The organism is Aquimarina ulvae, from assembly GCF_053613295.3.
The window spans coordinates 119,936-146,811 of the sequence record NZ_JBSIBP030000012.1 but is presented as its reverse complement, the minus strand read 5'-3'; the positions used below and the strand labels follow the sequence as shown (position 1 = coordinate 146,811).

General features: G+C 32.2%; 32 protein-coding genes and 1 pseudogene. 29 read left to right on the top strand and 4 right to left on the bottom strand.

Going from position 1 to position 26,876, the window contains the following annotated elements; translation table 11 throughout:
- Nucleotides 1-221: pseudogene (locus ACWGOQ_RS20470) on the bottom strand (IS110 family transposase); the annotation flags it as partial.
- Between the two features lie 399 nt (nt 222-620).
- On the opposite strand from ACWGOQ_RS20470, the gene ACWGOQ_RS20465 reads away from it, so the two are divergent.
- Both ACWGOQ_RS20465 and ACWGOQ_RS20460 read left to right on the top strand, forming a co-directional pair.
- Nucleotides 621-1,637: an alpha/beta hydrolase family protein gene (locus ACWGOQ_RS20465; protein ID WP_452059595.1), complete on the top strand. Its 1,017-nt coding sequence runs from the start codon at nt 621-623 to the stop codon at nt 1,635-1,637.
- Between the two features lie 1,002 nt (nt 1,638-2,639).
- Nucleotides 2,640-3,272, top strand: coding sequence for a LysE family translocator (locus ACWGOQ_RS20460; protein ID WP_452059594.1), 633 nt, complete (start codon nt 2,640-2,642; stop codon nt 3,270-3,272).
- Nucleotides 3,273-3,549: 277 nt separating this feature from the next.
- Here ACWGOQ_RS20460 and ACWGOQ_RS20455 read toward each other — a convergent pair whose 3' ends face one another.
- Entirely contained in the window at nt 3,550-4,329 is a 780-nt protein-coding gene (locus ACWGOQ_RS20455) for an FkbM family methyltransferase (protein ID WP_458202859.1), read from the bottom strand.
- Between the two features lie 355 nt (nt 4,330-4,684).
- Between ACWGOQ_RS20455 and ACWGOQ_RS20450 the strand changes: the two genes are divergently transcribed.
- The 9 genes from ACWGOQ_RS20450 (at nt 4,685) to ACWGOQ_RS20410 (ending at nt 11,129) form a co-directional block, all read left to right on the top strand.
- On the top strand, nt 4,685-5,662 hold the full coding sequence (locus ACWGOQ_RS20450; RefSeq protein ID WP_452059592.1) for a T9SS type A sorting domain-containing protein: 978 nt from the start codon (nt 4,685-4,687) through the stop codon (nt 5,660-5,662).
- 67 nt (nt 5,663-5,729) lie between these two features.
- On the top strand, nt 5,730-6,377 hold the full coding sequence (locus tag ACWGOQ_RS20445; protein ID WP_452059591.1) for a hypothetical protein: 648 nt from the start codon (nt 5,730-5,732) through the stop codon (nt 6,375-6,377).
- A 180-nt stretch (nt 6,378-6,557) separates the two neighbouring features.
- The gene (locus ACWGOQ_RS20440; protein ID WP_452059590.1) at nt 6,558-6,725 is read left to right on the top strand and encodes a transposase; all 168 of its coding nucleotides are present in this window, start codon (nt 6,558-6,560) and stop codon (nt 6,723-6,725) included.
- Between the two features lie 15 nt (nt 6,726-6,740).
- Nucleotides 6,741-6,893: a helix-turn-helix domain-containing protein gene (locus ACWGOQ_RS20435; protein WP_452059597.1), complete on the top strand. Its 153-nt coding sequence runs from the start codon at nt 6,741-6,743 to the stop codon at nt 6,891-6,893.
- A gap of 40 nt (nt 6,894-6,933) precedes the next feature.
- Complete coding sequence (locus ACWGOQ_RS20430) at nt 6,934-7,200, top strand: transposase (RefSeq protein WP_452059589.1); 267 nt, start codon at nt 6,934-6,936, stop codon at nt 7,198-7,200.
- Nucleotides 7,178-8,047 (top strand): IS3 family transposase, encoded by an 870-nt coding sequence (locus ACWGOQ_RS20425; RefSeq protein ID WP_452059588.1) that lies wholly within the window; start codon nt 7,178-7,180, stop codon nt 8,045-8,047. Before ACWGOQ_RS20430 ends, ACWGOQ_RS20425 begins: the two co-directional genes overlap by 23 nt.
- A gap of 92 nt (nt 8,048-8,139) precedes the next feature.
- A complete protein-coding gene (locus ACWGOQ_RS20420) occupies nt 8,140-8,892 on the top strand; it encodes a hypothetical protein (RefSeq protein ID WP_452059587.1) in 753 nt (250 codons plus the stop codon).
- 470 nt (nt 8,893-9,362) lie between these two features.
- Complete coding sequence (locus tag ACWGOQ_RS20415; protein ID WP_452059586.1) at nt 9,363-9,779, top strand: hypothetical protein; 417 nt, start codon at nt 9,363-9,365, stop codon at nt 9,777-9,779.
- A gap of 126 nt (nt 9,780-9,905) precedes the next feature.
- Entirely contained in the window at nt 9,906-11,129 is a 1,224-nt protein-coding gene (locus ACWGOQ_RS20410) for a serine hydrolase domain-containing protein (RefSeq protein ID WP_452059585.1), read from the top strand.
- Between the two features lie 149 nt (nt 11,130-11,278).
- Here the strand turns inward: ACWGOQ_RS20410 and ACWGOQ_RS20405 are convergent, their stop codons facing one another.
- Complete coding sequence (locus ACWGOQ_RS20405) at nt 11,279-11,656, bottom strand: Fur family transcriptional regulator (RefSeq protein WP_452059584.1); 378 nt, start codon at nt 11,654-11,656, stop codon at nt 11,279-11,281.
- A gap of 85 nt (nt 11,657-11,741) precedes the next feature.
- Between ACWGOQ_RS20405 and ACWGOQ_RS20400 the strand changes: the two genes are divergently transcribed.
- The 8 genes from ACWGOQ_RS20400 to ACWGOQ_RS20365 all read left to right on the top strand — a co-directional run bounded on the left by ACWGOQ_RS20400 (nt 11,742) and on the right by ACWGOQ_RS20365 (nt 18,965).
- A complete protein-coding gene (locus tag ACWGOQ_RS20400) occupies nt 11,742-12,209 on the top strand; it encodes an oxidoreductase (RefSeq protein ID WP_452059583.1) in 468 nt (155 codons plus the stop codon).
- A gap of 7 nt (nt 12,210-12,216) precedes the next feature.
- Nucleotides 12,217-12,756 (top strand): type II toxin-antitoxin system RelB family anti-toxin, encoded by a 540-nt coding sequence (gene relB / locus ACWGOQ_RS20395; protein ID WP_452059582.1) that lies wholly within the window; start codon nt 12,217-12,219, stop codon nt 12,754-12,756.
- Nucleotides 12,757-12,878: 122 nt separating this feature from the next.
- Nucleotides 12,879-14,561 carry a serine hydrolase domain-containing protein gene (locus tag ACWGOQ_RS20390; RefSeq protein WP_452059581.1) on the top strand — a complete coding sequence of 561 codons (1,683 nt, stop codon included), beginning with the start codon at nt 12,879-12,881 and terminating at the stop codon, nt 14,559-14,561.
- A gap of 742 nt (nt 14,562-15,303) precedes the next feature.
- Entirely contained in the window at nt 15,304-16,368 is a 1,065-nt protein-coding gene (locus ACWGOQ_RS20385; protein ID WP_452059580.1) for a serine hydrolase domain-containing protein, read from the top strand.
- 21 nt (nt 16,369-16,389) lie between these two features.
- On the top strand, nt 16,390-17,070 hold the full coding sequence (locus ACWGOQ_RS20380) for a DUF6624 domain-containing protein (RefSeq protein ID WP_452059579.1): 681 nt from the start codon (nt 16,390-16,392) through the stop codon (nt 17,068-17,070).
- A gap of 221 nt (nt 17,071-17,291) precedes the next feature.
- A complete protein-coding gene (locus tag ACWGOQ_RS20375; RefSeq protein ID WP_452059578.1) occupies nt 17,292-17,768 on the top strand; it encodes a DinB family protein in 477 nt (158 codons plus the stop codon).
- A 61-nt stretch (nt 17,769-17,829) separates the two neighbouring features.
- Nucleotides 17,830-18,507 carry a CPBP family intramembrane glutamic endopeptidase gene (locus ACWGOQ_RS20370; protein ID WP_452059577.1) on the top strand — a complete coding sequence of 226 codons (678 nt, stop codon included), beginning with the start codon at nt 17,830-17,832 and terminating at the stop codon, nt 18,505-18,507.
- A gap of 71 nt (nt 18,508-18,578) precedes the next feature.
- Nucleotides 18,579-18,965 (top strand): hypothetical protein, encoded by a 387-nt coding sequence (locus ACWGOQ_RS20365; RefSeq protein WP_452059576.1) that lies wholly within the window; start codon nt 18,579-18,581, stop codon nt 18,963-18,965.
- Between the two features lie 119 nt (nt 18,966-19,084).
- On the opposite strand, the gene ACWGOQ_RS20360 is transcribed toward ACWGOQ_RS20365, so the two are convergent.
- Nucleotides 19,085-19,603 (bottom strand): fasciclin domain-containing protein, encoded by a 519-nt coding sequence (locus tag ACWGOQ_RS20360; RefSeq protein ID WP_452059575.1) that lies wholly within the window; start codon nt 19,601-19,603, stop codon nt 19,085-19,087.
- A 122-nt stretch (nt 19,604-19,725) separates the two neighbouring features.
- On the opposite strand from ACWGOQ_RS20360, the gene ACWGOQ_RS20355 reads away from it, so the two are divergent.
- The 10 genes from ACWGOQ_RS20355 (at nt 19,726) to ACWGOQ_RS20310 (ending at nt 26,834) form a co-directional block, all read left to right on the top strand.
- Nucleotides 19,726-20,286, top strand: coding sequence for an RNA polymerase sigma factor (locus tag ACWGOQ_RS20355; RefSeq protein WP_452059574.1), 561 nt, complete (start codon nt 19,726-19,728; stop codon nt 20,284-20,286).
- The gene (locus ACWGOQ_RS20350) at nt 20,279-21,064 is read left to right on the top strand and encodes an anti-sigma factor domain-containing protein (RefSeq protein WP_452059573.1); all 786 of its coding nucleotides are present in this window, start codon (nt 20,279-20,281) and stop codon (nt 21,062-21,064) included. Before ACWGOQ_RS20355 ends, ACWGOQ_RS20350 begins: the two co-directional genes overlap by 8 nt.
- Before the next feature lie 41 nt (nt 21,065-21,105).
- A complete protein-coding gene (locus ACWGOQ_RS20345; RefSeq protein WP_452059572.1) occupies nt 21,106-21,936 on the top strand; it encodes a helix-turn-helix domain-containing protein in 831 nt (276 codons plus the stop codon).
- A 57-nt stretch (nt 21,937-21,993) separates the two neighbouring features.
- Nucleotides 21,994-22,581, top strand: coding sequence for an SRPBCC family protein (locus ACWGOQ_RS20340; protein ID WP_452059571.1), 588 nt, complete (start codon nt 21,994-21,996; stop codon nt 22,579-22,581).
- A gap of 4 nt (nt 22,582-22,585) precedes the next feature.
- Nucleotides 22,586-23,128 (top strand): DUF4287 domain-containing protein, encoded by a 543-nt coding sequence (locus ACWGOQ_RS20335; protein WP_452059570.1) that lies wholly within the window; start codon nt 22,586-22,588, stop codon nt 23,126-23,128.
- A gap of 353 nt (nt 23,129-23,481) precedes the next feature.
- On the top strand, nt 23,482-23,706 hold the full coding sequence (locus tag ACWGOQ_RS20330) for a GlcG/HbpS family heme-binding protein (RefSeq protein ID WP_452059569.1): 225 nt from the start codon (nt 23,482-23,484) through the stop codon (nt 23,704-23,706).
- A 76-nt stretch (nt 23,707-23,782) separates the two neighbouring features.
- Complete coding sequence (locus ACWGOQ_RS20325; protein ID WP_452059568.1) at nt 23,783-24,424, top strand: spermidine synthase; 642 nt, start codon at nt 23,783-23,785, stop codon at nt 24,422-24,424.
- 32 nt (nt 24,425-24,456) lie between these two features.
- The gene (locus ACWGOQ_RS20320) at nt 24,457-25,392 is read left to right on the top strand and encodes a threonine ammonia-lyase (protein ID WP_452059567.1); all 936 of its coding nucleotides are present in this window, start codon (nt 24,457-24,459) and stop codon (nt 25,390-25,392) included.
- Between the two features lie 105 nt (nt 25,393-25,497).
- A complete protein-coding gene (locus tag ACWGOQ_RS20315; protein ID WP_452059566.1) occupies nt 25,498-26,007 on the top strand; it encodes a peroxiredoxin-like family protein in 510 nt (169 codons plus the stop codon).
- 374 nt (nt 26,008-26,381) lie between these two features.
- Nucleotides 26,382-26,834, top strand: coding sequence for a hypothetical protein (locus ACWGOQ_RS20310; protein WP_452059565.1), 453 nt, complete (start codon nt 26,382-26,384; stop codon nt 26,832-26,834).
- The last annotated feature ends 42 nt before the right edge of the window (nt 26,835-26,876 follow it).

Genomic DNA, 26,876 nt, shown 5'->3' with positions numbered 1-26,876 from the left:
AACCGACCATCTTTTAGTTCCCTACATAACAAGCGAGCATCAATCGTATCGCTCTTCTGAAACTGTGACTTGGCAGGGCGATGAACATCTGCAGGGTTGACCACCATAGAATGCCAACCAAAAGATTCAAAAATCCGATGGTGACTAAATCCACAACAACCAGATTCATAACAACAATACACCTGATAATCTTTAAAATGTTTATCTACATACTTCTGCAATGCAAATCCATTGGGAGGTATACTTAAACTTGAACCATCAAATAGATCCGTAGCCGTATGAATTTTCCAACTTCGCTTGTGTACCTCGATGCCAATAAATAACTTTGATAATGTAGTATCCTTTGTTTACATAATAAGAAAGTTTAGAGGTTTTTATTATACTAACTTAGGATACTGCTTTTACATTGTTGCTATAAAACATAGCTAATAAATTCTTAACCGAAAGGTTTGCGTACATTAAGAATGTCCGCCAAATTTTTAATTTGGCTTTTTAAAGAGAAAATTAAAAACAAAGTATAAAAATTCGGCTCTGTGTTAATCCGAAAAGTTAGTGTCTTTTTGCACGCTACAGGTTCATACATTGTACGTTGTGTATAAGTTGAAAAAAAATCGAAATTTATGAATAAAGTCTTTTATTTTTTTCTTTTAGTTTTGCTGTTCTCTAAAATGACCTATGGACAGCACGAACAGATTACTGAAAAATGGAAAACCGAAAGCATTAATGATAGCAATCTTGGAGATATTAATTACCACGTTTACAAAAATAAAATTAATGAACGTAAGCCTTTAATTATCTATTTGCAAGGCTCTACAAACTTTCCATTGTATTGGCTAAATCCAAATGGGAGATATTCCAGCAGTATTACTTTAAATGTTGATTCGATGAGCAATAATTATCATATCATACTTATTAGCAAACCCAACACACCTCTTGTTGACAGTATTTCAATTGCACCATCAGGAAGAAAGCAATATCCTATGAAAGAAGGATACAGTGAGAAGTATAGTCTTGATTGGCGAGCAAATTCTGCAGACAAGGTTATCAATGATGCATTAAAAAAACTAAAGATTGACACATCCACAATAATTGTTTGGGGACATTCCGAAGGTTCACAAGTGGCGCCAGCGGTAGCTTTAAAAAATAATAATGTAACCCACGTTATATCAATGATGGGGAACTCACTTAATCATTTATATGATTTTATCCTTAATGAAAGGGTTTCTGCTTTGAAAGGCGAAAAATCAAACGAAGAAGCTCAAGCCAATATTGATTCTCTGTATGTAGAATTTGAAAAAATATACAAAGACCCAAAATCCACAACAAAAGAGTGGTTTGGTGAAACTTATTACAAGTGGAGTAGTTTTACCTTGAATTCCCCGATAGACAATATGCTCAAATTGAGTATTCCAATTCTTTATGTGGCAGGCGGAGAAGACCATCATAGTATTTTGAATATGGACTATGCCAAACTTGAATTTTTAAGAAAAGGGAAAGACAATATGACCTACAAAGTTTATCCAAACTGTGACCACTTTTTTATGGAGACCAAAACCGATGAATCAGGCAAAAAAGAATGGATTGACCATTTGAGTGAAGTCAATGGTTTTGCATTGAAATGGATAACTGACAATTGATTAAGTAGAGTAGGCAAAGGGGAATCTCACCCCTAAGCCTCTCACAGGACCGTACGTGATACTCTCGCATCATACGGCTCTTCAATACCGAAGCACCTAAGTACCCCCTCGATGCTTCGCTGATTTAACCAAATCTTCCTCCGTAGAGTTGTAAGAATTAAATCATTATTGGTCTTGCTAGCCCCTTCGCTACGTCTAATTTTCAAAAGACATCTCTTAGATACGAATCGCTACTACGTGTTAGTCCGCCACTCCCTTTGTATATTGGTACTCTTTGGCTTGCCCATTCGGGGTTATGCGGTTCTCCCTTAGCACCACAAAAGAAGTTTCTCCTGTTCCGTAATTAAGCCGTAAGCAAAGCTCCTGCCCTCTTTATGCCGATTGCCACTTGACCAGTAAATAGGTATCACGTCAAGTTCTGTCTCGCAAGACCGCCCATCCCTCGATTTTGACAATACTAAAGTTGTTTACGACACTTCTACAAGGGTTCAATCTCGTCTCTTTCAGCTTCTTTACTCACACCATAGCATCCTACTCATACTACAAAAACGGTAGTGCCTTTTACCTTATCGCTCAAGACCAACCCGTGAAGGGTAAGCCCCATAAGGCGGTTTGATAGGTCTGCCAGTCAGTCCCTATCGAAAGACCATATAATTCCTAGTGGGCGGACTAATAATTATATCCTTTCATCTCAATTAAAGTTATGTTATTTGATTTGTCAATGAACTTATCATATCTTGTATCCCCAAGTAACGCAGGACACACAACTGTGCACAACAAGTTATAAGAAAACATAGGGCTTTTGGGCTTAATCTAAAGGTCTGTGCTTATTTACAAAGTCGCCATATATAAAATTTGGCATTTACGAAAAAAGATAAAAGCAAAATATTTATATTTGGCTTAGTCTCAAATCGTAAGAACATTGCTTATCCTCTGCCCTACGATTTTTTATACTTAATGTTGTGCAATATTACGACTCAATCAAATTAAAACAGAAATAATATGATTCCACTAAATGATTTACTTTTATTTGGATTAGCAGCTTTAATAATGGTTCTTTCTCCTGGACCAAATATGATTTATCTAACTTCAAGGTCATTATCTCAAGGAAAAAATGCTGGAATAATCTCACTTTTCGGTGTAATGTGTGGATTTTTATTTCATATTCTTATGGTTTCATTTGGTTTAACTGCAATATTTTTTGCAATTCCTTATGCATTTATTGTAGTGAAATTTTTTGGAATAGGATATTTACTTTACTTGGCTTACAATTCAATTAAATCAGAAAATAGAATCTTTGACGCTGATAAGAACCTAAAGTCTGACAAACCTTTAAAGCTATTTAATATTGGACTTATGACTAATGTTCTAAATCCTAAAATGGCAATATTTTATTTATCATTTTTTCCTCAATTCATAAAACCAGAAAATGGGTCGATTTTAAGTCAAAGTTTTCAATTAGGAATAGTTCAAATAATTATAAGTTTCACAATAAATTTATTGATCGTTATTTCTGCTGCTAAAATGGCTTCTTGGTTCTCGAAAAAACCAATTTGGTTAAGAATTCAAAAATGGTTTATGGCTTCTGTATTGACCGGACTCGCTGTTAAGATGGCATTGACAAAGGCAAAATAACGTTGCACAACACGGTGTATAAAACATCGCTAATAAGTGCTCAACCGAAAGGTTTATGTATATTAAGAAAGTCCGCCAAATTTTTAATTTGGCTTTCAAAAAGAGAAAAATTAAAAACAAAAAATAAAAATTCGGCTCTGTGTTAATCCGAAAAGTTAGTGTCTTTTTACATGCCACGTTACATACATAAAACCGTTGTGTGCAATTTGGCTTTGTTACCAAGATTCGGTATTTTTAAGTAAAATATAGTCAAAATGGGAAAAAATACAACTAGAAATTAAATTGAGTCAGTAAGGATAAATTCATTAATCAAAGAGGTTTTTTCTTTTGGAACAAAAAAACAATTTCTAATGCCATTATCCATATCTCTTTGAATAGACGAAACTTGAATTAATCCATTTCCAGAATGATTAAAAAATTCATAATCTAGCTCATTAAAAATAGCTTCTAATTCTTCTTCAATTACATTAAAAAGTGTTTCACAAATAACTATAGGTCTATATTTTTTTAATACTTTTTCAGCCCCTTCTAAAATTAAATATTCAGAACCTTCAGTATCGATTTTCATAAGGTCAATGCAGTCTAATTCGTTATCTTCAATATATTTATCAAGTTCAATACTATTTGCCTTTACTTTATTGTACTTAAGTTTATTTTTACTCTCTCTAAGATTATGCTCACCTGAAAGGTTATAAATCGTAGGGAATTTTGGATTAGTTACATTATAAAAATCTATTTTTTCCGTTTTATTAGATAATGCTATTGGTTCTATCTTAATTTTATCTTCTAAGTTATTTATTCTAACATTCTCACACGCATAAATCATGGCTCCCTCTGAAGGTTCAAATGCAATTACTTCTATATTGGAATTAAGCTTTCCAGCCAAAATACTATAATATCCTATATTAGCACCTATATCAATAAAGACATCTACCTTTTTGATAAGATTAATAAAAATATTTGTAAATTCAAATTTCTCTGGACCTTTCCAGAATAACTCACGTGTTAAAAAACTAGTTTGGTTGGTTTTAAAATAAATTGAACCAATTGAATCCAAGTATATCTTAAGTTTTCCTGAAGGATATAGTTTTATTTTTGAAGGCAATATCGGAGATAAAACATAATTAATATTACGAAGTATCTTGTTTATTGTTGGATGGTATATTATGTTATAAACTAAATTCATATGAAATAAACATATTAATGTAAATTCACTCGAAATTACAAAAAAAAGATACAATTGATTGGCATTTCTATTCTTTTCTATTTTTTTAAAAAACCATGATAACGATTTACTTTACATTTTGATAAACATCATCAATTTTTTTGCATTTATACTAAAAAAAAGTTTATCTAATTAATTTTTTTTAGACTATTATAATTAATATATATTAGCAATTAAAGATACCACCATGAAAAAATTATTGCTCATTTCCTTATTTACATCTTTTGCTGTTTTTTGTCAGGATATTAGTGCAAATTTATTACTCCATTATACTTTTGACAATACTTTGCTTGATGCGAGTGATAATCACTATGATGCTACTAATTTTGGAGCATCCTTTACAGATGATCGATTTGGAAACCCGAATGCAGCTCTACTTTTTGATGGTATAGATGATTACATTGATTTACCAAACATTATTAAGTTAAAACCAGATTTACCACTATCGTTTTCTTTTTGGATACGCTATGATAGTGAAGATGCAAATGATAGGGATGTTTTTACTACTTCATTTGAGGAAGATGTCAATTCTGGTGTCTATTTTAACCACCAACAATCAACAGGAAATTTTGCAATTAACTATGGAGATGGTTCAAGTAATTACATTTCAAGTACAAGAAGTACCTATGTAAGCAATCAGCCAATTAACCTTGGAGAATGGCAACATATTGCAGTAATAGTAACAGCTCAAGATGATATGAAAATTTATGTAGACTGTGTTGAATTTGGAGGAACATATTCAGGGTCTGGTGGTAATTTAGAATATTCAGACACTTCTGGTTCTATTGGAAGACATGATAGAGATTTAGGGTTATCAGCGAATTATTTTAAAGGTGCTATGGATAGTTTTAGATATTGGAACAAAGCTTTAACCGAAGAAGAAATAACCATTTTATGTAATGAAACCTTAAGTGTGGATGAAGTAACAGTTACCTCTAAAGCAACGGTTTTATATCCAAATCCAACAGATGGAACTATTAATTTTCAAACTAGTAATAATATTATTATTGATACTGTTATCCTCTATAATAGTATAGGACAAACTGTCCTAAAATCGACATATCAGTCTTCATTGAACATTAGTGCATTACCTAAAGGAATATATTATTTGCAATTAATTAATCAGAATAATTCTATTGAAACAAAAAAGGTAATCTTAAAATGACCATATAAAGCAATATGACTCAGAAACCGCAATACTCGTTTAATCTATTTTTTGCTTTTGTTTTAATATGAATGTTATAAAAAAATTATTTAGAAGATTCTCTTTTTCTTCTAGTTTACTTGAGACCTATTTTCTTTTTAAAAAGTACTTAAAACCCAAAGGATGGATTTTAAGCAGATATCTATACAAACCTGTTGACGCAAAAGGTCAACCAATTCCTTGGATGACATATGCTTCATTGCATTTTATTAGTCAAAAACTAGAAAACACCTCCTATAATGTATTTGAATATGGAAGTGGTAATTCTACATTATGGTTTTCTAAACGAGTAAAACATATTATCTCTGTAGAGCATGACACTTATTATTATGAAGCTTTAAAAGATAAAATACAATCGTTTTCAAATATCACTTATATATTTTCTGATAGAAAAGATGATTATAGTAGAAAAATATTAGAATTTAAAGATGAGTTTCACATCATAATTATTGATGGACGAGATCGTATTACTTGTACCAAAAACAGTCTAAATGCTTTACGTTCAGATGGAATAATTATTTGGGATAATTCTGACAGAGAAAAGTATAAGGAAGCATACGATTTTCTTACAGATGTAGGTTTTAAAAAAATTGATTTTAAGGGCTTGGGACCAATTGGTCACATCGAATGGCAAACATCTATTTTTTATAGATCTAATAATTGTTTTGCAATATAAGTAGATACTTAATTGTCATATATTTATCAAAACCTTCAAATTTATATAAACTTTTTAATAAAGTCAGTTACAACAGTATATAAGCCGTGTATAATTAATTGCTAATTATAGTTTACTTACGAAAGCCCTCGCGGACTTTGAACTGCCCCAAAAAGTTAGACACTATTTGAGGGTGTTTTTATGGGAAAAAAAGTCAAATATAATTACGATTTCAAACTTCGATGGGTTAACGAAGTTTTAAAAAACCACAAAACAGTTGAGTCTGTTTCAGAACTAAATGGTTGTCATCATACAACGCTGCGTGATTGGATTCGTTTTTATGAGAAAAATGGCAAAAAGGGTTTATGACCAAGAAAAAATAAAATCTACAGCTTATCATTCAAACTAAAGGTTTTGGAAGCTATGGACAAAGATTTAGTATCTTTCAGTCAAGCTTGTATAAAGTTTAATATTCCTACTAAATCTGCAATTAGGAATTGGCAACGTAATTACAAAAAGGAAGTGTACCCTTACTAAAAATTAAGACAGTTTAAAAATTAACTAAATTTGAACTGTAATGAAGAAATCAAAATTTACTGAGAGCCAAATTATCAAGGCTTTAAAAGAGAATGAAGCTGGTCGTTCGGTTGAAGAGATCAGCAGAGAGTTAAGTATTAACAAGGGGACTTTTTACTATTGGCGTAAGAAATATAGCGGTATGGAAGTAAGCCATTTGAAACGTTTAAAAGAGTTAGAGGCCGAGAATTTGAAGTTAAAAAGGATGTATGCAGATGTATCTTTAGATTTACAAATGGCAAAAGATGTACTGTCAAAAAAGTGGTAAAGCTTCCGTCAAGAAGAAAGTAATAGCTTTTCTTAGAGATAATTATACTGTAGGTATAAAGCAAATATCCAGTATTGTAGGATATAGTCGTCCTTCGTTTTATAACCAAAGTAAATTAGATGATTCTGCGATTATAGAGAAATTAAATGAATTAGTAGAAAGGAAGCCCAATAGAGGTTTTGATTACTACTATAAAAGAAGTAGACGCGAAGGCTGTAAATGGTCAAGAGGTAGAATGTTTAGAGTATATCGCACACAAGGTTTGGTTCAACGACCTAAAAAGCGTAGGAGGTTACCAGATCAGCAAAGAAAGCCGCTATATCAACCCGAAACAGTGAATCAAGTATGGAGTATAGATTTTATGAGTGACAGCTTATCAGATAGCAGGGCCTTTAGAATTTTAAATGTGATAGATGATCATAACCGTGAATGTTTACTTAGTCAAGGAGGTATAAGTTTTCCTTCTGGACAAGTTGTTAGATATTTAGAAGAATTAATAGAATATTATGGAAAGTCAAAGTATATTCGCACCGATAATGGACCTGAATTTATCTCTAATCAATACAAAACATGGTGTTTAGACAAAAACATAACGCCAATATACTCAGAACCAGGAAAACCAATGCAAAACCGTTATGTAGAAAGGTTTAATAGAACGTTTGGAGAAGATGTATTAGATGCTTATCTATTCCATAGTCTAAAGCAATTTCAAGTTATAGCTGATCAAACTATAACCGATTATAACGATAATCATCCACACGAATCCTTAGGTGGAAAGAGCCCTAGGGAGTTTGGAAAGTCTTTTACAGAAATGTATTTTTACGTTTCTTTGATGAAAAGAATCTAAGAAGGAAACAACAAGTAACAAGAATAGATACTAATTTAGTGTAAACCCTAATCTTTAACTTGTGTAAACCAAGTCCCGTTACGAACATTGAAATGAAGACGATTACGACAATAATATTGACCTTGATGACTTGTCTGGCATTTGCACAATATCCTTTCGAAAGATATCCCGCACCAACATATCAAGAATACAAGGATTGGCAGCTTTACGACTGGACAGAAACAAAGCAGACAGTCAACCACACTTTAACAATTGACCAATTCTTTAACAATCAAGACACACTGACTATTCAATTAACCTCAGTTACATCAAATTGGGATGGTGCTTCAGTAATTCGTGTTTTTCGCAATAAAACACAGATACAAAAAATGACTGAGCAAATATTTTTCTCGACACTAAATACAGGACACGAGCCAATTCGTATAGCAGACATTAACGGTGACGGACTAAAGGACTTAAAAATTATCGCCCCATATATGGGCAATGGCGTTGCTGCTTTGAATGTCAAGATTATTTATCTGTTCCAGACTAAAGACCGAAAATTCATTAAAGTATCCTTTACAGACAAGATGGCTGAAAACCGACTCGAACGTGACTTTGACGGGGACGGGAACCATGAAATAGTAACAATGAATTTAACTGGGCACGACAATCACAGCTACTGGACTTTCAATATCTTCGAGTACAAAGCCGGTAAACTAAGAAACGTTAACAACAAAGACAATTATCCAATTATGGTGCAGTTTCTTCACCGAGACAATTACGAAATCACAGACAAAATTGACAGAGACATAATGAAGGAGTTTGCTTTGCAACTTCCTGACGACTATGATAAAGAAGAATAAAAACTGGTAACAATGTATAACAAATAATAGCCGCCTCCGGCAGGCTACGCTCGTTATACGAGACGTTAGGCACAATCCCTCATAGAAACCCAAAAATTCCTCAGTACGTAGGCTAACGTAAAATTGAGTAAATTGAGTTTCAAAATTTAAGAAAATATGAGAACTTTAAACATTTTCAAATAGCTGATTTTCAATAACATAATTTTACGTTAGTCAGAATTTAAACCAGTCTAAATAATTGACAAAAGAATACGAAAGAGCATTAACCGATTCCGAAAAAAAAATTGAGGAAACAAATTGAGGAAACTAAATCAAGTATTCCGAAAGACGTTGGCTTGATTATTCTGAAAGTTGTATTTCTGACAATTTTTGCTGTTCTTTTATACTTCTTTCCAACGATTTGGTTACTAATCATTTTGTCAATTATATCTTTTTTTATTCTCTGGTTTTTATATTATAAAATACCAGATTTGACAAGATTACCAAAGTTCCTAAAGAAAAAGGAAGAAGTTATTGAGAATGGAATTGTTCGTGTCAATGAAATTAATATTGATAGATATATTAAAAATGCCAATTTTGAAGATGAAGGAAATCATTACATAGTGGAATATAATGGAATATTGAATTTGATTGGCGGACAAGAATTTCTAGGAGTTAGAAAACTAAAAAACAAGATTGAACAAATAGAAATATTGGACTCTGAAAAAAATGGAATTTATTACGAAAAAATAAAAAAATCTGGTGAAAGTTTAAATCCTTACTATGTGTTTAAAAATGGAATTTCGGACAATTTATTGGAATCTGAAATTTGGGAGAAATTGACTAATCGAAATCCATTTTATGGAAAGTTGGAGGATTTTAATAAATTTATAAAAGAAGATAAATAAAAAAACAGCTGCTAAGCCATATATAATTTATTGCTTGGTCATCGCCTACTTACGAAAATCCTCGCGGATTTTCTATTCCGTTTGTATTTGCTAAATTAGGTGCTTAAAACGGGCAACAAACCAAAAATGAAAAAAACTTTTATAACAATCATTGCATTACTCATCATTTCGTGCAAAGAAAAAAACACTTCAAAAATCAGCTCTACAGAAAAAAAAGAACAAGTAACAGACTCTCTCACAGCCGAATTGAACAAAATTTATAAAAAAGATTTTATTAACGGTTTTTCTGTGGCGATTGTAGATGAAAACGGAACATTATACAATAAAGGCTTTGGCTATGCGGATATTAAAACAAAAAAACCATATACAGAACATACAATTCAAAATGTTGCATCTATTTCAAAGATAGTAGTAGGCTTAGCATTATTAAAAGCTCAAGAAATGGGCCTTTTAGAACTTGATGACCCAATAAATAAACATTTGCCTTTCAAGGTTTCAAACCCAAATTACCCCGAAATTCCAATAACAATCCGTCAACTGGTTTCTCACACATCTTCTATTAATGACACTGATTTTTACTGGAGTAAATGCTATGTTTTGATTGATAGACTATCCGATGAAGAAAAAGAAATTACAGCTATTCCAGATAATTTTAATCCAAAAGAAGATTGGCTACCATTATCGAAGTTTTTGGAAAAATTATTATCAAAGAATGGCGAATGGTACAGCAAAGAAATTTTTGCGGATAGAGAACCCAACTCGGCAAATCAATACAGCAATATCGGTTCAGCCTTATGTGCTTTTATTATTGAATCAGCGTCAAAAACACCCTTCAATGAATTTTCAAAACAACATATTTTCAAGCCATTACGAATGAAATCTTCAGGGTGGTTTTTTAATGAAATAAAAAGAGCAGATTTCACCAAATTGTACAACGAAAAAACGGAAATACCATATTATATCGGCTTAACTTATCCAGACGGTCACTTAATTACTTCTACAAATGATTTAGCATTATTGCTGTCAGAAATCATCAGGGGCTTCGATGGAAACGGAAAGCTTTTGACTACAAATAGCTATAACGAGTTTTACAGGTCTCAACTAACTAAAAGACAAGTTGAGAAAGGTGATGAAGATAATTTAGGAGTGTTTATTGAAAAGAGAATCTCAGACAACGTTTATGGTCATAGTGGACAAGACCCAGGTATTTTTACCTTGATGTTTTTTGACCAGACCAAAAAAATTGGTAGAATTTTGATTAAAAATACAGAAAGTGAAAAAGATGAGGCACACCAAGCATATTGGAACATTTGGAATAAAATGGAAGAATTTCAAAATGAACTACGATAAAAGCCAGTTACTGACATTGTATAAAAATAATAGCGGTTTAATCACTAGAACGAAAATAAGAAAATATAACAATGGTCTGTGTTTAACCGAAAAATTAGTGTATGCAAAACCGCACTATTCTTATACGTAACGGTTATGGCAACTTAAAATTAGTGAGAACAATCCTTACAAGTTCCAGATAAAACACAATTTACACCATCTACTTGGTAACCCTGCGGAACTGAAAAATCAACTGATACTGCCAGACATTCAATGGTTTCACATTTGATGCATCTAAAGTGAAAATGATGACCTGAAAGGACTTTATCTTCACAATTTACACAAACAGCAAAATATTGTTTACCATCTTCAGCAACTATCCTATGTAGGACACCATCTTCGCAAAACCGATTTAAAACACGATAAATTGTTGCGCGATTAATCTCCTGAGTAATTTGTTTCTCAATAGTATCTCTACTCATTGCCTTTCCAGATTTTGTGAGCAGGTCTAATACGGCTTCTTTAGTTGGTGTATTTCGTCTTTCCATACAAATGCGATTAATTCGCAATAATTATTGCGAACTATTTGCAATAATAGCGATTTTTCTTAGATTTGCCAAAACCAAGACAAATATGACGGTTCTAGATGAATACACGACACAAAATATCAGTATGAAAAATAGAGTTGTAATGGCTCCAATGGCAAGAAGTAGGGCAAATAACAAAAAGGGCTTGGCAACTGATTTAATAGCTCAATACTATGAACAAAGAGCAACAGCAGGCTTAATTATTACGGAAGGAATTAGCGTAAGCAAACAAGCTATTGGATATATAAATGTACCAGGCGTATATACTGAAGAACAAACTGTTTCTTGGCGAAAGGTCACTGAAAGAGTTCATAAAATAGAAGGTGCAATCTTTGCCCAACTTTGGCATGTTGGAAGAATATCTCATCCAGAATTAATGGATGGAAATTTACCTTTAGCTCCTTCAGCAATTAATCCAATTTCTGAATGCTATACACATTCCGGTTTTAAAAGTACAGTCACTCCAAAAGGTATTCCAAGCCCGTTGTGTTTCATACGGAGAATTTTAAACTAATTAAATTATGTCCCGATTATTAGAATATCGAGAGAAACTAAACTTAACTCAGAAAGAACTTTCTAAGGAGTCTGGAATTTCAGTACGAACTATTCAACGAATCGAATCTGGTACGAAACCAAAAGGTTACACGCTGAAAACTTTGGCAAAAACACTAGGTGTAAATGAGATAGATTTATTAAAAAACGATACTCCAACTAAGAAATCTAATTACAACTTAACGAATTTAATTAACCTATCTTCATTGATAGTTGTTTTCATTCCCGTGGTAAGTTTCATTATACCTTTCTCAATAACTCTAATTAAAAAGCAATGGAATGATGTAACCAAACAAATAATAAACATTCAAATACTTTGGTCCGTAACAATGATCCTAACATTTTTAATTAGTTCAGTTATCAATTCTTATTTTCCTTTCATTAACAATTCGCTTATAGTTATACTTTTAGTATTGATATTGGCAAATGCATTAATTATCATTAGAAATAGTATCGAACTAGATAAAAACGACAAGCTTTATTTCCACTTAAAGTTCAGTATCGTCTAGGCTATTCTATATATTGACGGTGTTTTGGCAGCTTTTTGGCGGGTCATTTAGTACTATTTAATTTCATTATTTATTGACTTTTGTATCTATTATAATTTAAATACAAAAACGCTGATAATACTATGAAAATCAAAAATCGTCACTCAGTAACTTTTATAACTCTCCTCTTAATCTTTTATAGTGTCTCTCTACGTAGCCAGCAACAACAAATTCAAAAAATAGATAGCCTGTTTAACTCCTGGAATGTACCCCATCATCCCGGTGGTTCGGTTATGGTAGTCAAGAATGGCAAAACGATATTCTCAAAAGCCTATGGTTTAGCTAGTATAGAATATAATATTCCTAATGCTACTAAAACACTTTTTAATATTGGTTCAATATCAAAACAATTTACCGCAATGGGAATTGTACTACTAGCACAAAAAAATAAACTTTCTTTCGAAGACGATATAAGAAAATACATTCCTGAATTATCTGATTTTGGAGACACTATTACCATTAGCGATTTATTACATCATACGAGTGGATTAAGAGATTTACACGGTTTACTAGGACTTGCCGGATGGAGAAGAGATGACTTAGAAACTAATGCAGATGTCTATCGAGTTCTAAAACATCAAAAAGATCTTAATTTCAAACCAAGAGAAGAGTTTTTATACTGCAATACAGGCTATATCCTTTTAGCAAAAATCATAGAAGAAGTGAGTAATTCATCATTCAAAAATTGGATGGAGGAAAATATATTTGAGCCCTTAGGTTTGAAAAACACTTACGTTGAAGATCAATATGATCGGGTTGTTATGAACAATTCAACTTCATACGACGGAAATAATCCTTTTAAACGAGCCATTGAATATTGGGGGTACTTTGGATCTGGAAACATACACTCAACTACAAAAGATATTAATTTATGGTTACAAAATTTTATAAATCCTGCGAAAAATTGGGATTCTGCATTTAACAAATTGTTGTCTACCAAGCCTCTTAACAATGGACATAGTACTAACTATGGCTTTGGAGTTCGAATAGAAAACCACCTTGAAAGGAAAGTAATCCAACACGGAGGAGCTGTCGGTGGATTTAGAGCAATTGCTAGAGTTTATCCAAAAGAACAACTTCAAATCGTAATTCTATCCAATTTTTCAAAAAGTAATATTGGCTCTAAGGCAAATAAGATTTCCGAGATTATTTTTGGAAACAAAGAAAGGTCAAAAAAGAAAAATCAAAAACTGCATCAGCCAAACGATTACATTAGACTTACAAATAAAGAGCTCTCTAAATTCGAAGGGATCTATTGGAGTGCTGAAGAAAAATATGGCCGTACCGTTTATGTAAAGAATGATACGTTAAGATATAAAAGACTAGCAGGAAGTGAAGGATCTTTAATGCCTATTAACAACAACACCTTTCAGTTATTGAATGTCAACGAATATGTATTAATTCGTTTTGAAATGAATGAGGTAATCCCAAAAATTATAGTATCAATTCCAAATCAAATCTCAGGCATTTTAGAATTTCATCAAAGTAGTACGCTAAATAATGAAGTGGATATCACCGAGTATACTGGTGACTATTATAGCCCGGAATTAAAAACAACATATTCCATCTCGCTAAAAGAATCTGATTTGTATTGTGAACATATTAGGCACGGAAAAATCAAATTAAAAAAATTGTACAATGATATTTATTCTGGAGATTGGCCAATTCACATCATTGAGATTAAAAGAGACGATAAAGAAAAAGTGATAGGTTTTAAAATTTCTAATGGCCGAACACGTAATGTTTGGTTTGAAAAAAAAACTTAGGACAAAACAAAGTACATCACACAAGAATGTAAAAAAAACATAGGGCATTTAGGCTTAAACAAAAGGTCAGTGATTATGTGTAAAGTCGCCAACTATAATAATTTGACATTTACAAAAAATGATAAAAGTAAAATATTTATATTTGGTTTAATACCAATCCGAAACGTATCGCTTATCACCTACCCTACATTTCTTATACGAGACGTTTTAGCCAATTAGGTACGTGAAACAAACATCCTTTACAAAGTTAAAGGGACATAGTTTACACTTTTTGAGGTTATAATTTGAGAAATAAATCAACACTTCTAATTACTTGTTCAATTTGCACTTTTCTTCTTTTGGTTCTTCCAATAAGTACATTCGGACAATCCTTTCTCTGATGGGATCGATAATACTCCTGCATCAGTAGATTAAAACGCAAAGATTGCTAAAGGATTCGAATAAGCGATGATGACTAAATCCACAACCACCCGATTCATAATAATAAACTTAATGATCTTTAAAATGTTTTCAACATATTTCTGTAAGGCAAAAGCATTGGGTGGAATAGTCAAGTCTGAACCATCCAAAAGATCTGTAGCTGTATGAATTTTCTAGCTTCGCTTGTGTACATCAATACCAATAAATAACTTTGAGTCTGTAGTACCCTTTGTTTTCATAATAAATAAAATGGTATTAGCTTTATTATGTTAACTTAGTATACTGCTTTCATGTTAAACGTTGGCATTCATTAAAATAAACCATGAAAATTTCAATCATTTTAATAATTTCTTTACTACTATTAGGATGTACAAGCGAAGCTCAAATTTATCCAAACAAAAATTGGACAACTCAAGAAAACCCTTCCACAGTTGGCTGGGGAGATACAGGGCGCTCAATTTTTACACGGTACATTATTGATAGTACAAATATCACTGGACTTGTAATTGTGCATAAAGGAGAAATTGTTTTAGAATATGGAGATATAGAAGAAAATAGTTATATAGCTTCTTGCAGAAAAAGTGTTCTAGCAATGCTCTTTGGTAAATACGTTGAAAATGGCACAATAGACCTTGACAAAACGTTAGAAGACTTAAATATTGAGGATGTGTCAAAACTTCTTCCAATCGAAAAAAAAGCAAAAATAAAGGATTTAATCTCTGCACGGTCAGGAGTGTATTTGAGTGGGTCAAATGGTGGTGACTTTCGCAGATACGCACCAGATAGAGGATCTGTAAAATCAGGAACGCACTGGCTATATAGTAATTGGGACTTTAATGTTGCTGGACATATTTTTGAACAAGAAACCAATAGTAATATTTACGACGAAATAGAATCACAACTAGCAATTCCACTACAAATGCAAGATTGGGACAAATCACTACAAGCCAAAAATGGCAATTACGAAGTTTCAAAATTCCCTGCATATCATATGTGGTTTTCAACAAGAGACATGGCTCGTATCGGATTACTAATGCTGAGAAAGGGAAAGTGGAACGATAAACAGATTATCCCAGAAAAATGGGTTTATGAAATAACTAAACAACGAACTTCTTATTTAGAGGCTCAAAAAAGTGTTCCAATACTAAAAGAAGATGGAATGGATTTAGGTTATGGTTACATGTGGTGGCTAATAGAAAACACCAATGATTATAGACTAAAAAACGCATATTCTGCTCAAGGTGCCTTAGGTCAAAATATTACTGTTTATCCAGAAATAGATGTTGTATTAGCGTTCAAAACTAAAAGTGACTACCGAAGGAGAAATTCGATTCCGACACAGATGAACGTTATTAGAAAAGCTGTAGAAATCTATGACCCAAATTAAATAAGCAAATAGCATTTTATTATGAAAACACTAAAAATCTTATTCTTATTATTAGCTTTAACTTCTTGTGGTCAGGAAAAAAATAAAGAAAAAAAATCTGTAAAAGAAAATGAATTCGATAAAGAATATTTAATTGCAATACTGGATACAATTTGGAAAACTGAACAATATCCTATCCGTTTAAGAGACTCTATAGGTGATATTTATGGTTACGAGTCTAAAGAACTTCAAAAGCAACAAGAAATAGTTCACAGAAATCATACGATTAATGAAGACAAAATAATTACTATTCTTGACAATTATAGATGGCCATCCAAAGAAATAAGTGGCGAACAAGGAAATTGGACCATATGTAATATCATTCAACATTCAGATAATGAAGTTCGAATAAAATACCTTCCAATGATGAGACAGGCCGTAAAAGATAAAAAATTAGAACCTCGGTTTTTAGTTAGAGCAGAAGACAGAATAGCAACGGAAAGCGGTGATTTGCAGATTTATGGCGGACAAATGAAATACTACCCAGAAACTAAAAGTTTTAATGTGTGGCCAGTGTATGATCCCATAAATATCAACAAAAGAAGAGCAGAAATAGGCCTCGGAACAATCGAAGAATATTTGAGCAATAGATTTAATTTTGAGTGGAATCTTGAAGAACAAATAAAAAGATCCGCGGCATTCGAAAAGAACCTTAAGAAATAAATAATAATCTATAAGGCTAGAGACTAATTTAATGTAAACACTTAATCGTTAACTTGTGTAAACCACCTATCGTAACGAACATTAAAACAAACCCAATACGAATTCAGATGAAAAATAAAAATTGGACTCACGCAGATGTCAAAAAAATGAAGACTAATGACTATTATTCGGAGTTAATGACTGACTGTGTTTTAAATGCTATAAACTAAATTGGTAAAGTAATGACAAATAATAAAAGTATTGCCTATAGGCTAAAAGAAGTGTTATTAAATGGACGTTGGATTGCCAATACCAATTATAAAGAATTGATCACCAGTGTAACCTGGAAACAAGCTACCCAAAAAATCGAAGATTTAAACACCATAGCAGCGCTTACCTATCACATTAATTATTATCTAGCTGGTATTCTTTCTGTATTCAATGGAGGTACTCTTGAAATTCGGGATGCATATAGTTTTGATATGCCACCGATTACTTCTGAAAATGATTGGAAAAAACTAATCACAGAGTTTATAGAGAATGCCGAAAAATTTATACTCCAGATAGAAAACATGGACACACAACAATTACACGAAGTTTTTGTAGATGAAAAATACGGCACGTATGCACGTAATATTGAAGGTGTTATCGAACATAGTTATTATCACCTAGGACAAATTTCTCTTATCAAAAAGCTTATATTGAAAAATAATTTGTAACCTCCCTATTATCAATAGATAGTGTGATGCTTCATTAGGGATCGTAATTAATATAACAAAATTGAATAAATCATTGATAAGCATACCTAAAGCCATTTTGGCAACTTTACTTTACGTTATTGGAATTGAGCTTTTAGGTTCTTGGTTTTTTATTGCAGAAGCTATCGAATTTGAAAATCATTACAAATACTATTCTTTTATACAAGGAGCTTTACAACTAATTGCCGTTCTGATTTTTACTTTTTTTATAAGAAATCGGACTTTTAAGAATCTGATTAAACAAACTCATTATAAATGGTATTTATTCGCTGTAATTTTAGGAATTTCTTTTGTTTTTATGCAAACACCTTTAAAATGGGTTTACAATTTATTATTTGGAACTGAATATTACATTGAATATAGGTTAGAGCGATTGCCTAAATTCCAGAACATAAATTTGATTAGCGCCATTTTATTAATCCCAATAGGCGAAGAGTTATTCTTTAGAGAATACATTCAAAATAATTTGCAGAGAAAAATGAATATATCATTAGCCATTTTATCAGCATCTATTTTATTTGCATTGATTCATTCACCTTATATGAATTTGATACTAGAGTCATCAAAACAAGATTGGCATCTATTTTATTTGACATTTTTTGGAGGAATAATTTCTGGAATTATTTACTGTAAATCTAAATCAATTGGAACGTCAATAGTTTTTCACATTTTCTGGAATTTAACCGTAACCATTGTCTAAAAAAATAAAAAAAAGTACCTAACATTACATATCATTTTAAAAATTAAAATCTGAAAAGACCCGAAGAACTTATGATAATCATAGCCAAATATATCGTAATTCTCTTTGGTATTTTTCTCATTGGAGTTGGCTTAATAATGCTCTTGAAACCTACAAAGGCAAGAGCCTATTTGAGAAAAGCAGGAAGCACTAATTTTATTAATTATACCGAAATTACACTCCGGATGGTTCCTGCGGTAGCAAGTGTGCTATATTCAGAGTACTCAAAGTTTCCAGAGATTTTGAAGTATTTAGGTTGGTTTATGATTATAACCTCTTTGGTTCTGTATTTCGTACCTCGAAAAATTCATCATCGTTATGCACTAATGTGTGCAAACATTCTTGGTCCAAAATTAATTAGAGCGTCATCACCCTTCTCCGTATTATTTGGACTTGGAATTATCTATTCGGTGCTATAACAAGAATATCTAATATGGATTGAATAAGAATAAAAACAATTTAATATACGTGGTCTGCGATTTAGAAACATAAAAAGCGCCGTAAAAAACACGACGCTTTACAAAATAATGTCTGACTACTATTTTGGCATTACAACATCTCCTATCACATGAATCACTCCGTTCGTGGCCATAACATCAGTTTTTACAATTTGACTATAATTATCATTTTGATCTTTTAACCAAATCTTACCGTCTTTTTTTACAGCTGTTAGTGTAGCTCCATTTAGGGTGGTTAACGCTGCTTTTCCACCTCCACTTTCTAGTGCGTTTACAACAGCGGCAGCATCAATTATACCAGATACAACGTGATACGTAAGAATAGAAGTTAACTTTTCTTTATTTGCCGGTTGCAATAAAGCGTTTAAGGTTTTTGAATCTATTTTAGCAAAAGCCCCATTCGTCGGAGCAAACACCGTAAAAGGACCTTCTCCCCTAAGTGCATCTACAAGATCAGCAGCTTTTAAGGCAGTTACCAATGTAGAAAAATCATCAACCGATACTGCAACATCTACAATATCCTTTTTTGCCTGAGCAAATGATGACTGTGTGTAAATGAATAGGAAGAAAGTTGAGGCAATAAAAATTAATTTTTTCATGATTTTGTTTTTTAATTATTAAACATTGTTGAAACACGCTTTCATATTTATATACACAAGTTTATTTCGTTTGGATGAGATTGGATGAGATTTTTTTTACATTTGAAGAAGCCGAGATCTAAATGAAAGACGACTTAGAACTTATAAGCAAGCTACAAAATCAAGACAGCCGTGCGTTGTCTATAATCTATGATCTCTATGCTGGGGCTATTTATGGAGTGATTTTAAGAATGTGTAAAGATGAATCTTTGGCACAAGATTTATTACAGGAAACATTTATGAAAATTTGGCATAAATCACACACTTATGACCCCAATAAAGGAAAGTTTTTTACATGGTCATACCGAATTGCAAGAAACCTAACGTTAAATTCTTTAAGAAAAAAAGCTCCTCTCATCCAAAATGAAGATTTAAGTGTATATAAAGACAAGAGTACTTCTGAAACAGAAAAAGAGTATTTAGCATTAAACGGTTGTTTAAAAAAACTAGCACCACATCATCAAAGAGCCTTAGCGCTCGTATATTTTAACGGGCTTACGCATAGAGAGGCACACAAAGAGATGAATGTCCCTTTAGGAACTTTTAAATCTTATATAAAACAAGCTCTTAAAAAATTAAAAGAATCTTATAAAGAAGAGCTGCCTATAGTATGGATTATTATTGAAATGATGAGAGATGGATAGGAATACGATAAAAGATACAGGAATACTGGAACAATATCTATTAGGGGAACTTTCTGAAGAAAAGTCAATAGAGATTGAAAAATTACTCATACAAGATGATGAGTTACGAGAGTATTATCATAACATGGAAAATGACATGGAGCAGATGGCATTAGAAAATGCTATCTCACCTCCTACCCAAATAAAAACTACCATACTAAGTACGGTAGAAAATGCTAGTTCGAATACCGAAAAAAAAATCGTTCATTTACAAAACAAAAAAAGAATCTCTTATAATTTTCTTATCGCCGCCAGTCTTGCTGCCTTGTTTTTATTAAGTTCTGCTTGGTTATATAATCAATGGAAAAATGCCGAAAGGACTATGATTACATTAGAGCAACAAACCAATGATTTACGAAATAGATTAGTAAACCTAGAAGATAAATACAATGAAACTGAAAAATGGTATCAAGCTATCAACAGCCCTGATATTATACGAGTGGTACTAAAAGGAAATAAAAGATCACCCAATTCTACTGCTGTCGCCTATGTTAATCATCAAAATAAGGAGGTATTTCTCAATCCACAGGGACTTTCTAAACTAAATAATGATAAAACCTATCAGATGTGGGCTGATGTAGATGGAGAAATGGTCGATATGGGAATAATTTCTACCGATCCGGAAATGATTGTTATGAAATATATAAATAATGCAGCATCTTTAAACATTACTATTGAACCTGAGGGCGGAAATGATCACCCAACTGTAGAACAGTTAATTTCTAATGTAATTCTTTAAGTCAAAAATTACTTCCGTTTTTTATAAACATACTATGACCTATGATATTCGAAACGCATCAACTTTCCCACCCAATTAGTGAATATATTGAATCTATATTTCATTTTAAAAATTTCAATCCGGATCATTCTATTGAACGAGTTGTGCCAACAGGTCATGTTTTTATCATATTCGAATTAGATGATATTCCAAGAAATACGTTTGACAACACCACACTAGAACCCAAGAATACTTTCACCAAAGCTTGGGTATCTGGAATTCATAAAAACTACATCTCTATTTCTGCTCACCAAGATTCAGAAATGTTTGTGATTCAGTTTAAGCCTTATGGCACCTATCCTTTCTTTCATTTCCCTTCTGAAGAACTAAGTGGAAAAATCCTTTCTGTAGAAGAAGTTTTTGGGGAAGAACTTTTGTTATTACGAGAAAAAATTCTAAAACAAGATACATCGCTGGATAAATTCAATTTGGCAGAAAAGTGGTTGATAGATCGGTATAATCATTCTAAAATCCCGTCTGATGTGTTACTCTCAGTAGTGAAAAAATTACAAAAAGAACCAGCAGCTAACTTCAATACCATTATCGAAAGTTATCCCTACACTCAAAAACACCTGATCGATCAATTCAAAAAATATATCGGAGTAACTCCTAAATATTATCATCGTATCATACGATTCAATGACATTTTACAACAGATTAAACAAAAAGAGCATATTTCCTGGTCACAAATAGCATATCAATGTGGATATGCTGATCAATCTCATTTTATTAAAGAATTTAATCATTTTTCAGGATGTAACCCTCAGGAGTTTATCAAACTAGAATTTAATAATGATGAACCCAATTTCTTTCCGTTAGATAAAGATGGTTAATTTTTTACTATGATAGTATATTTTCTTTTTCGTACTTCGTATCAAACTTATTACAAAATGAAAAGAATTACTTCTGTTATTTTACTGATATTTCCTTATATATTTCTTTTTTCCCAAAACCAATCATCTTTAGAAGCTGAAAAAAGAGTTACTTCCAGAATAGATTCAACATATAATAAAGAATTGGTACTAATACAAGATTTTGTGGTTGATGTACCACTAGATTCTGTCTGGAATGCATATACGACTAAAAAAGGATGGGAAAGTTGGGTAGTTCCTATAGCAGAAATTGATTTTAAAATTAATGGAACTATCAGAACTAATTATAACAAGCATGGTACGATTGGAGATAGCACTACGATTACCCTTAAAGTAATTAATTATCTTCCAAAAAAGTTGATCACTTTACAAGCAGAGCTTACAAACAATTTTCCGGATTTTATAAAAAAGGATGAACAAGATCTTTATAATATTATACATTTTGAGCCTATATCGCATAAACAGACAAAGGTAACCTCTTACGGAATTGGATATAAAAACAACCCAAAGTACTTGTCATTAATGAAGTTCTTTATTTCTGGAAACGAAATGTCATATCAGCAATTAATTGCATACCTTGAAGAAGGAAAAGCTGTAAAATTCTAACATTATGGATCAAGCATTACAAACCATGATCAACAATATGCCTGAAAAAACAGGTAAATCATTAGATGAATGGAAAGAGATTTTAAAAAGAAAATCGTTCGAGAAACACGGTGAAGCTGTTACATTTTTGAAAGTAGAACACGGTGTAACTCATGGATTTGCCAACACCATTGTTTCATTATCCAAAGAATCTAATGAAACTCTGGAGGGTTTGGTAACAAATCAGTACAATGGTAAAGAGAGTTTACTTCCCATCTATGAAAAATTGATTTCACTTGTTGAATCTTTAGGTACTGACGTGGTTAAAACACCTAAAAAAACAAGTGTAAGTATTATCAGAAAAAAACAGTTTGCGCTCATAAAGCCAGCTACAAAAACACGAATCGATCTTGGACTTAAGCTTAGAGATAAGCCTACCACAGCGCGATTAGAAAACTCCGGACCGTTTGGTACCATGTGTACACATCGTGTACGTCTCACATCTGCGAAAGAGGTTGATACCGAGCTTACAGAATGGCTTAAAGAGGCATATGAAGAGGCGAGATAATGGCGCATTCAATCTTAAATCTATCGTTAATTCTTTGGTACATTATTAAAGTAACTTATTGCTTTAAACTTTATATTTTATTTATGATCTAATTGATCTCTAAATCTAAATTAATCAAGATATTGTTGCTGATTATTTATTTTTAAAAACAAATTTCATATGAACATTACGTTAGAACAAGCAGAAAAATAATCACTGCTGCAAAAGAAAAATAGATTGCGTTACATACTAAAATGAATATCTCTGTGGTCAATGCAGGAGCAAATCTGATAGCTTTTGTTCGTATGGATGGTACCCTGGTTAAGCTCCTTTGATATTTCATTAAAAAAAGCAAAGACGCTCGTTTTTTTGATATGAATACTGGCACTATTGGTGAATTATCGCAATCAGGAAGTTCTTTATATAATATAGAACATTCTAATGGAGGACTGATCGCGTTCCCTAGCGGAGTTCCTATCAAAAACAGAAACGATGAAGCGATTGGAGCAATAGGCGTACATGGTAGTACCGTAGAAAATGACCATGCTGTTGCAGAATCCGGCGCTACTGCCTGTAACAAGTTAAAAATTGTGATGTAGATAATTATAACGCTCATAATATACACACAGTTAGCCTAGTTTAATTCTATTTCTAACTATTAATAATACTACAAACATGAAAAAAATAGTTAGTTACATCTGGCCACTTACTAAAAAAGTCCATTCTAATATCAATGGAACGTTAGAGGTTACCTGGATGGATGGTAAAAAAGTCTTAGATAGTGAAACTGCCAACTACTCCTACGGTTCGTTACAACGAGTTTTAAATTATGGATTATCGAAAATATATTTTGATAGTAAAGCAAGTATTCTAGTATTAGGGATGGGTGGTGGTAGCGTAATTGATTCACTAAAAAATAGATACCATCACAATGGACATATAACTGCTGTAGAAATTGATCCTGTTATTATTGAATTAGCAAAAGATGAATTCGATGTAGTAGCAAATAAAAATCTAACTATTATTTCTGATGATGCACTTCATTTTGTAAATAACTGTAAAAACTCATTCGAACTGATCATCATTGACCTTTTTATTGACCTAAAAGTTCCTTCTCATTTCTATTCTGTTGAATTTTGGGATCAACTACTCAAATTGATTAAACCAAAAGGCAATATCCTCTTTAATGCAGGTGTCCAACTTAAAGACAACTCTAATGTGCAACCTTTGATAGATACATATGCTGAAAAAATTGAATTTCAATTACACAACAATGTGCACAACACGAATACGCTCCTTATCGCAAGAAAAAAATAGTATCTTCGTGAGTGATCCTAGTTCACATCAAAATGAATGCAAAAAACCTTATTGATACCGCACAAACGATAGCTTCTTATATTCACAGAACTCCTGTATTAACGTCAAGACTTCTCGACGAAACTGCTGGAGCCGAATTGTATTTCAAGTGTGAAAACTTTCAGCGTATGGGAGCCTTTAAGATGCGTGGTGCTACGCACGCGATTCTAAAACTATCTGATGCGCAAAAGTCCAAAGGAGTGGTCACACATTCGTCTGGTAATTTTGCACAGGCACTATCATTAGCTGCCCAAAGCTTGGGCGTGAAAGCCTATATTGTCATGCCATCAGATGCTCCACAAGTAAAAAAAGATGCAGTAGCAGCGTATGACGGTCATATCATAGAGTGTCCGCCAACGCATAAAGACCGTGAAGAAACAGCCAATAAAATTCAGGTTGAAAAAGGAGCCACTTTTTTACACCCATATAATGATCAAAATGTAATTCTGGGACAAGGAACTGCTGCGTTGGAATTGTTAGAAGACCATCCTGATTTAGCTTATATATTTTCTCCCGTTGGTGGTGGCGGGTTAATTGCAGGGACTTCGTTAGCTGCTCATTTTTTTGGTAATAATTGTAATGTTATTGGAGGCGAACCTTTTGAAGTAGATGACGCCTATAGAGCCCTACAAAGTGGTAAACTAGAAATCAACGAAACTACCAACACCGCTGCAGATGGACTTAAAATGCCATTAGGCGATCTCACTTTTCCTATCATTCAAAAGCACGTTTCTGAAATTATCAGAGTACATGAAAAAGAAATTGTATCCGCTATGCGGTTGATTTGGGAACGCATGAAAATTATCATTGAGCCTTCTTGTGCGGTTCCTTTTGCAGCTTTACTTCGAGAAAAAGAGCGTTTTAATAATAAAAAAATTGGTATTATCCTATCTGGCGGAAATGTAGATTTAAGTAATTTACCTTTTTAGCTGCGGCTGTTACTCGTTATTAATTTTTAGTTTTTTCAAAAGAGGAATTTTTTAAATCGATACCGTTACTTTTTATGGACTTTGTATTTTATTTTTATAAAAAAAATGATTTTACCAAGAAAAAAAGTTCCGCAACTAGTATTAGATTTGATCAATGACACCACTTGGAAACTATCAGAACAAGACCCTGATAATTTTACTTTACTTTTATTTTATAGGGGGTTGCATTGTCCTATTTGTAAAAAGCAGTTGGAAGAACTTTCAGAAAAATTAGATGATTTTGTAGAGAAAGGAGTACATGTTATTGCCGTTAGTTGTGATACCGAAGAAAGAGCCAAAAAGACAGGAAAAGAATGGAAAACTTCCTCATTACCAATAGGCTATAATTTATCGGTTGATGAAGCACGAAAATGGGGATTATACATATCTTCTGCTGAGAGTGATAAAGAACCTGAACATTTTTCAGAACCTGGTTTATTTTTGGTACGACCGGATCAAACCTTATACTTCTCTTCCATCCAATCAATGCCATTTGCCAGACCTCATTTTGATGATATTTTAAAAGCAATTGACTATGTTTTAAAAAATAAATATCCCGCTAGAGGAGAATCATAAATCGATTTACTCTAAGCGCCTATATATATCCTTAAAGATCTATAAAAAAAGCATATCTCCGGATATGCTTTTTCATTTATATTGCTTTTACTCTTTGTACATGATTATAAAAAAAAGCTAATGGTTAACTAATTGATAAGAACAGTTCAATCATTTAAGTTTATATTATTGACTACATACCTTTAGTTTTGTTTAAACAGAACTTGTCAATGAAAAAATTTCTAATATTATTTATCTTTAGCTACTTTGAATTATTTTCTCAAAATTTTTCAGAAATAAATAAGGATTTAACTCTTAGTGATTCTCTTACTAAATCGACTGAAGTGAGAATCTATTAAGGAGGTGGAATAACTAATTATTCTTCACTTTTTATAATGTATAAAGACAAATTCAAAAAATGGAAAGCAGAATTTTATGAGCATTATTCAAAAGTTGATGGACAGGCTGAATTGCGGATAGAAAAGCAAACTCTTAAATCTGAAAATGAAATGGAATTTATTTTTAAAAATTTCATTCGAAGTCATATTTTGAATTTGCCCGATATGAGAAAAATTCAATGGAAAATGGTTAAACGCGGAAATGTAGAAAAAATCATAGATACGATTAGAGGGAAATTTTTTGAGGAATATCTCTCATCTGAAAGAAAAATTATGATCCTTGATGGAGAAGGATTTATCATTAAAGTGAAACACAATGAACAAACCAACTGCTTCGAATATTCCAATCCAGAAAGTTATCTAAAACATTATCCAGAAATTGACGAACTAATTTATATGTACGAAATTATAAATATAATTAAAGTAGAGTTTAATATATGGGGTAAATAAATATACTTACTTCTGGAAATAGACAGTATATACAGTATATAC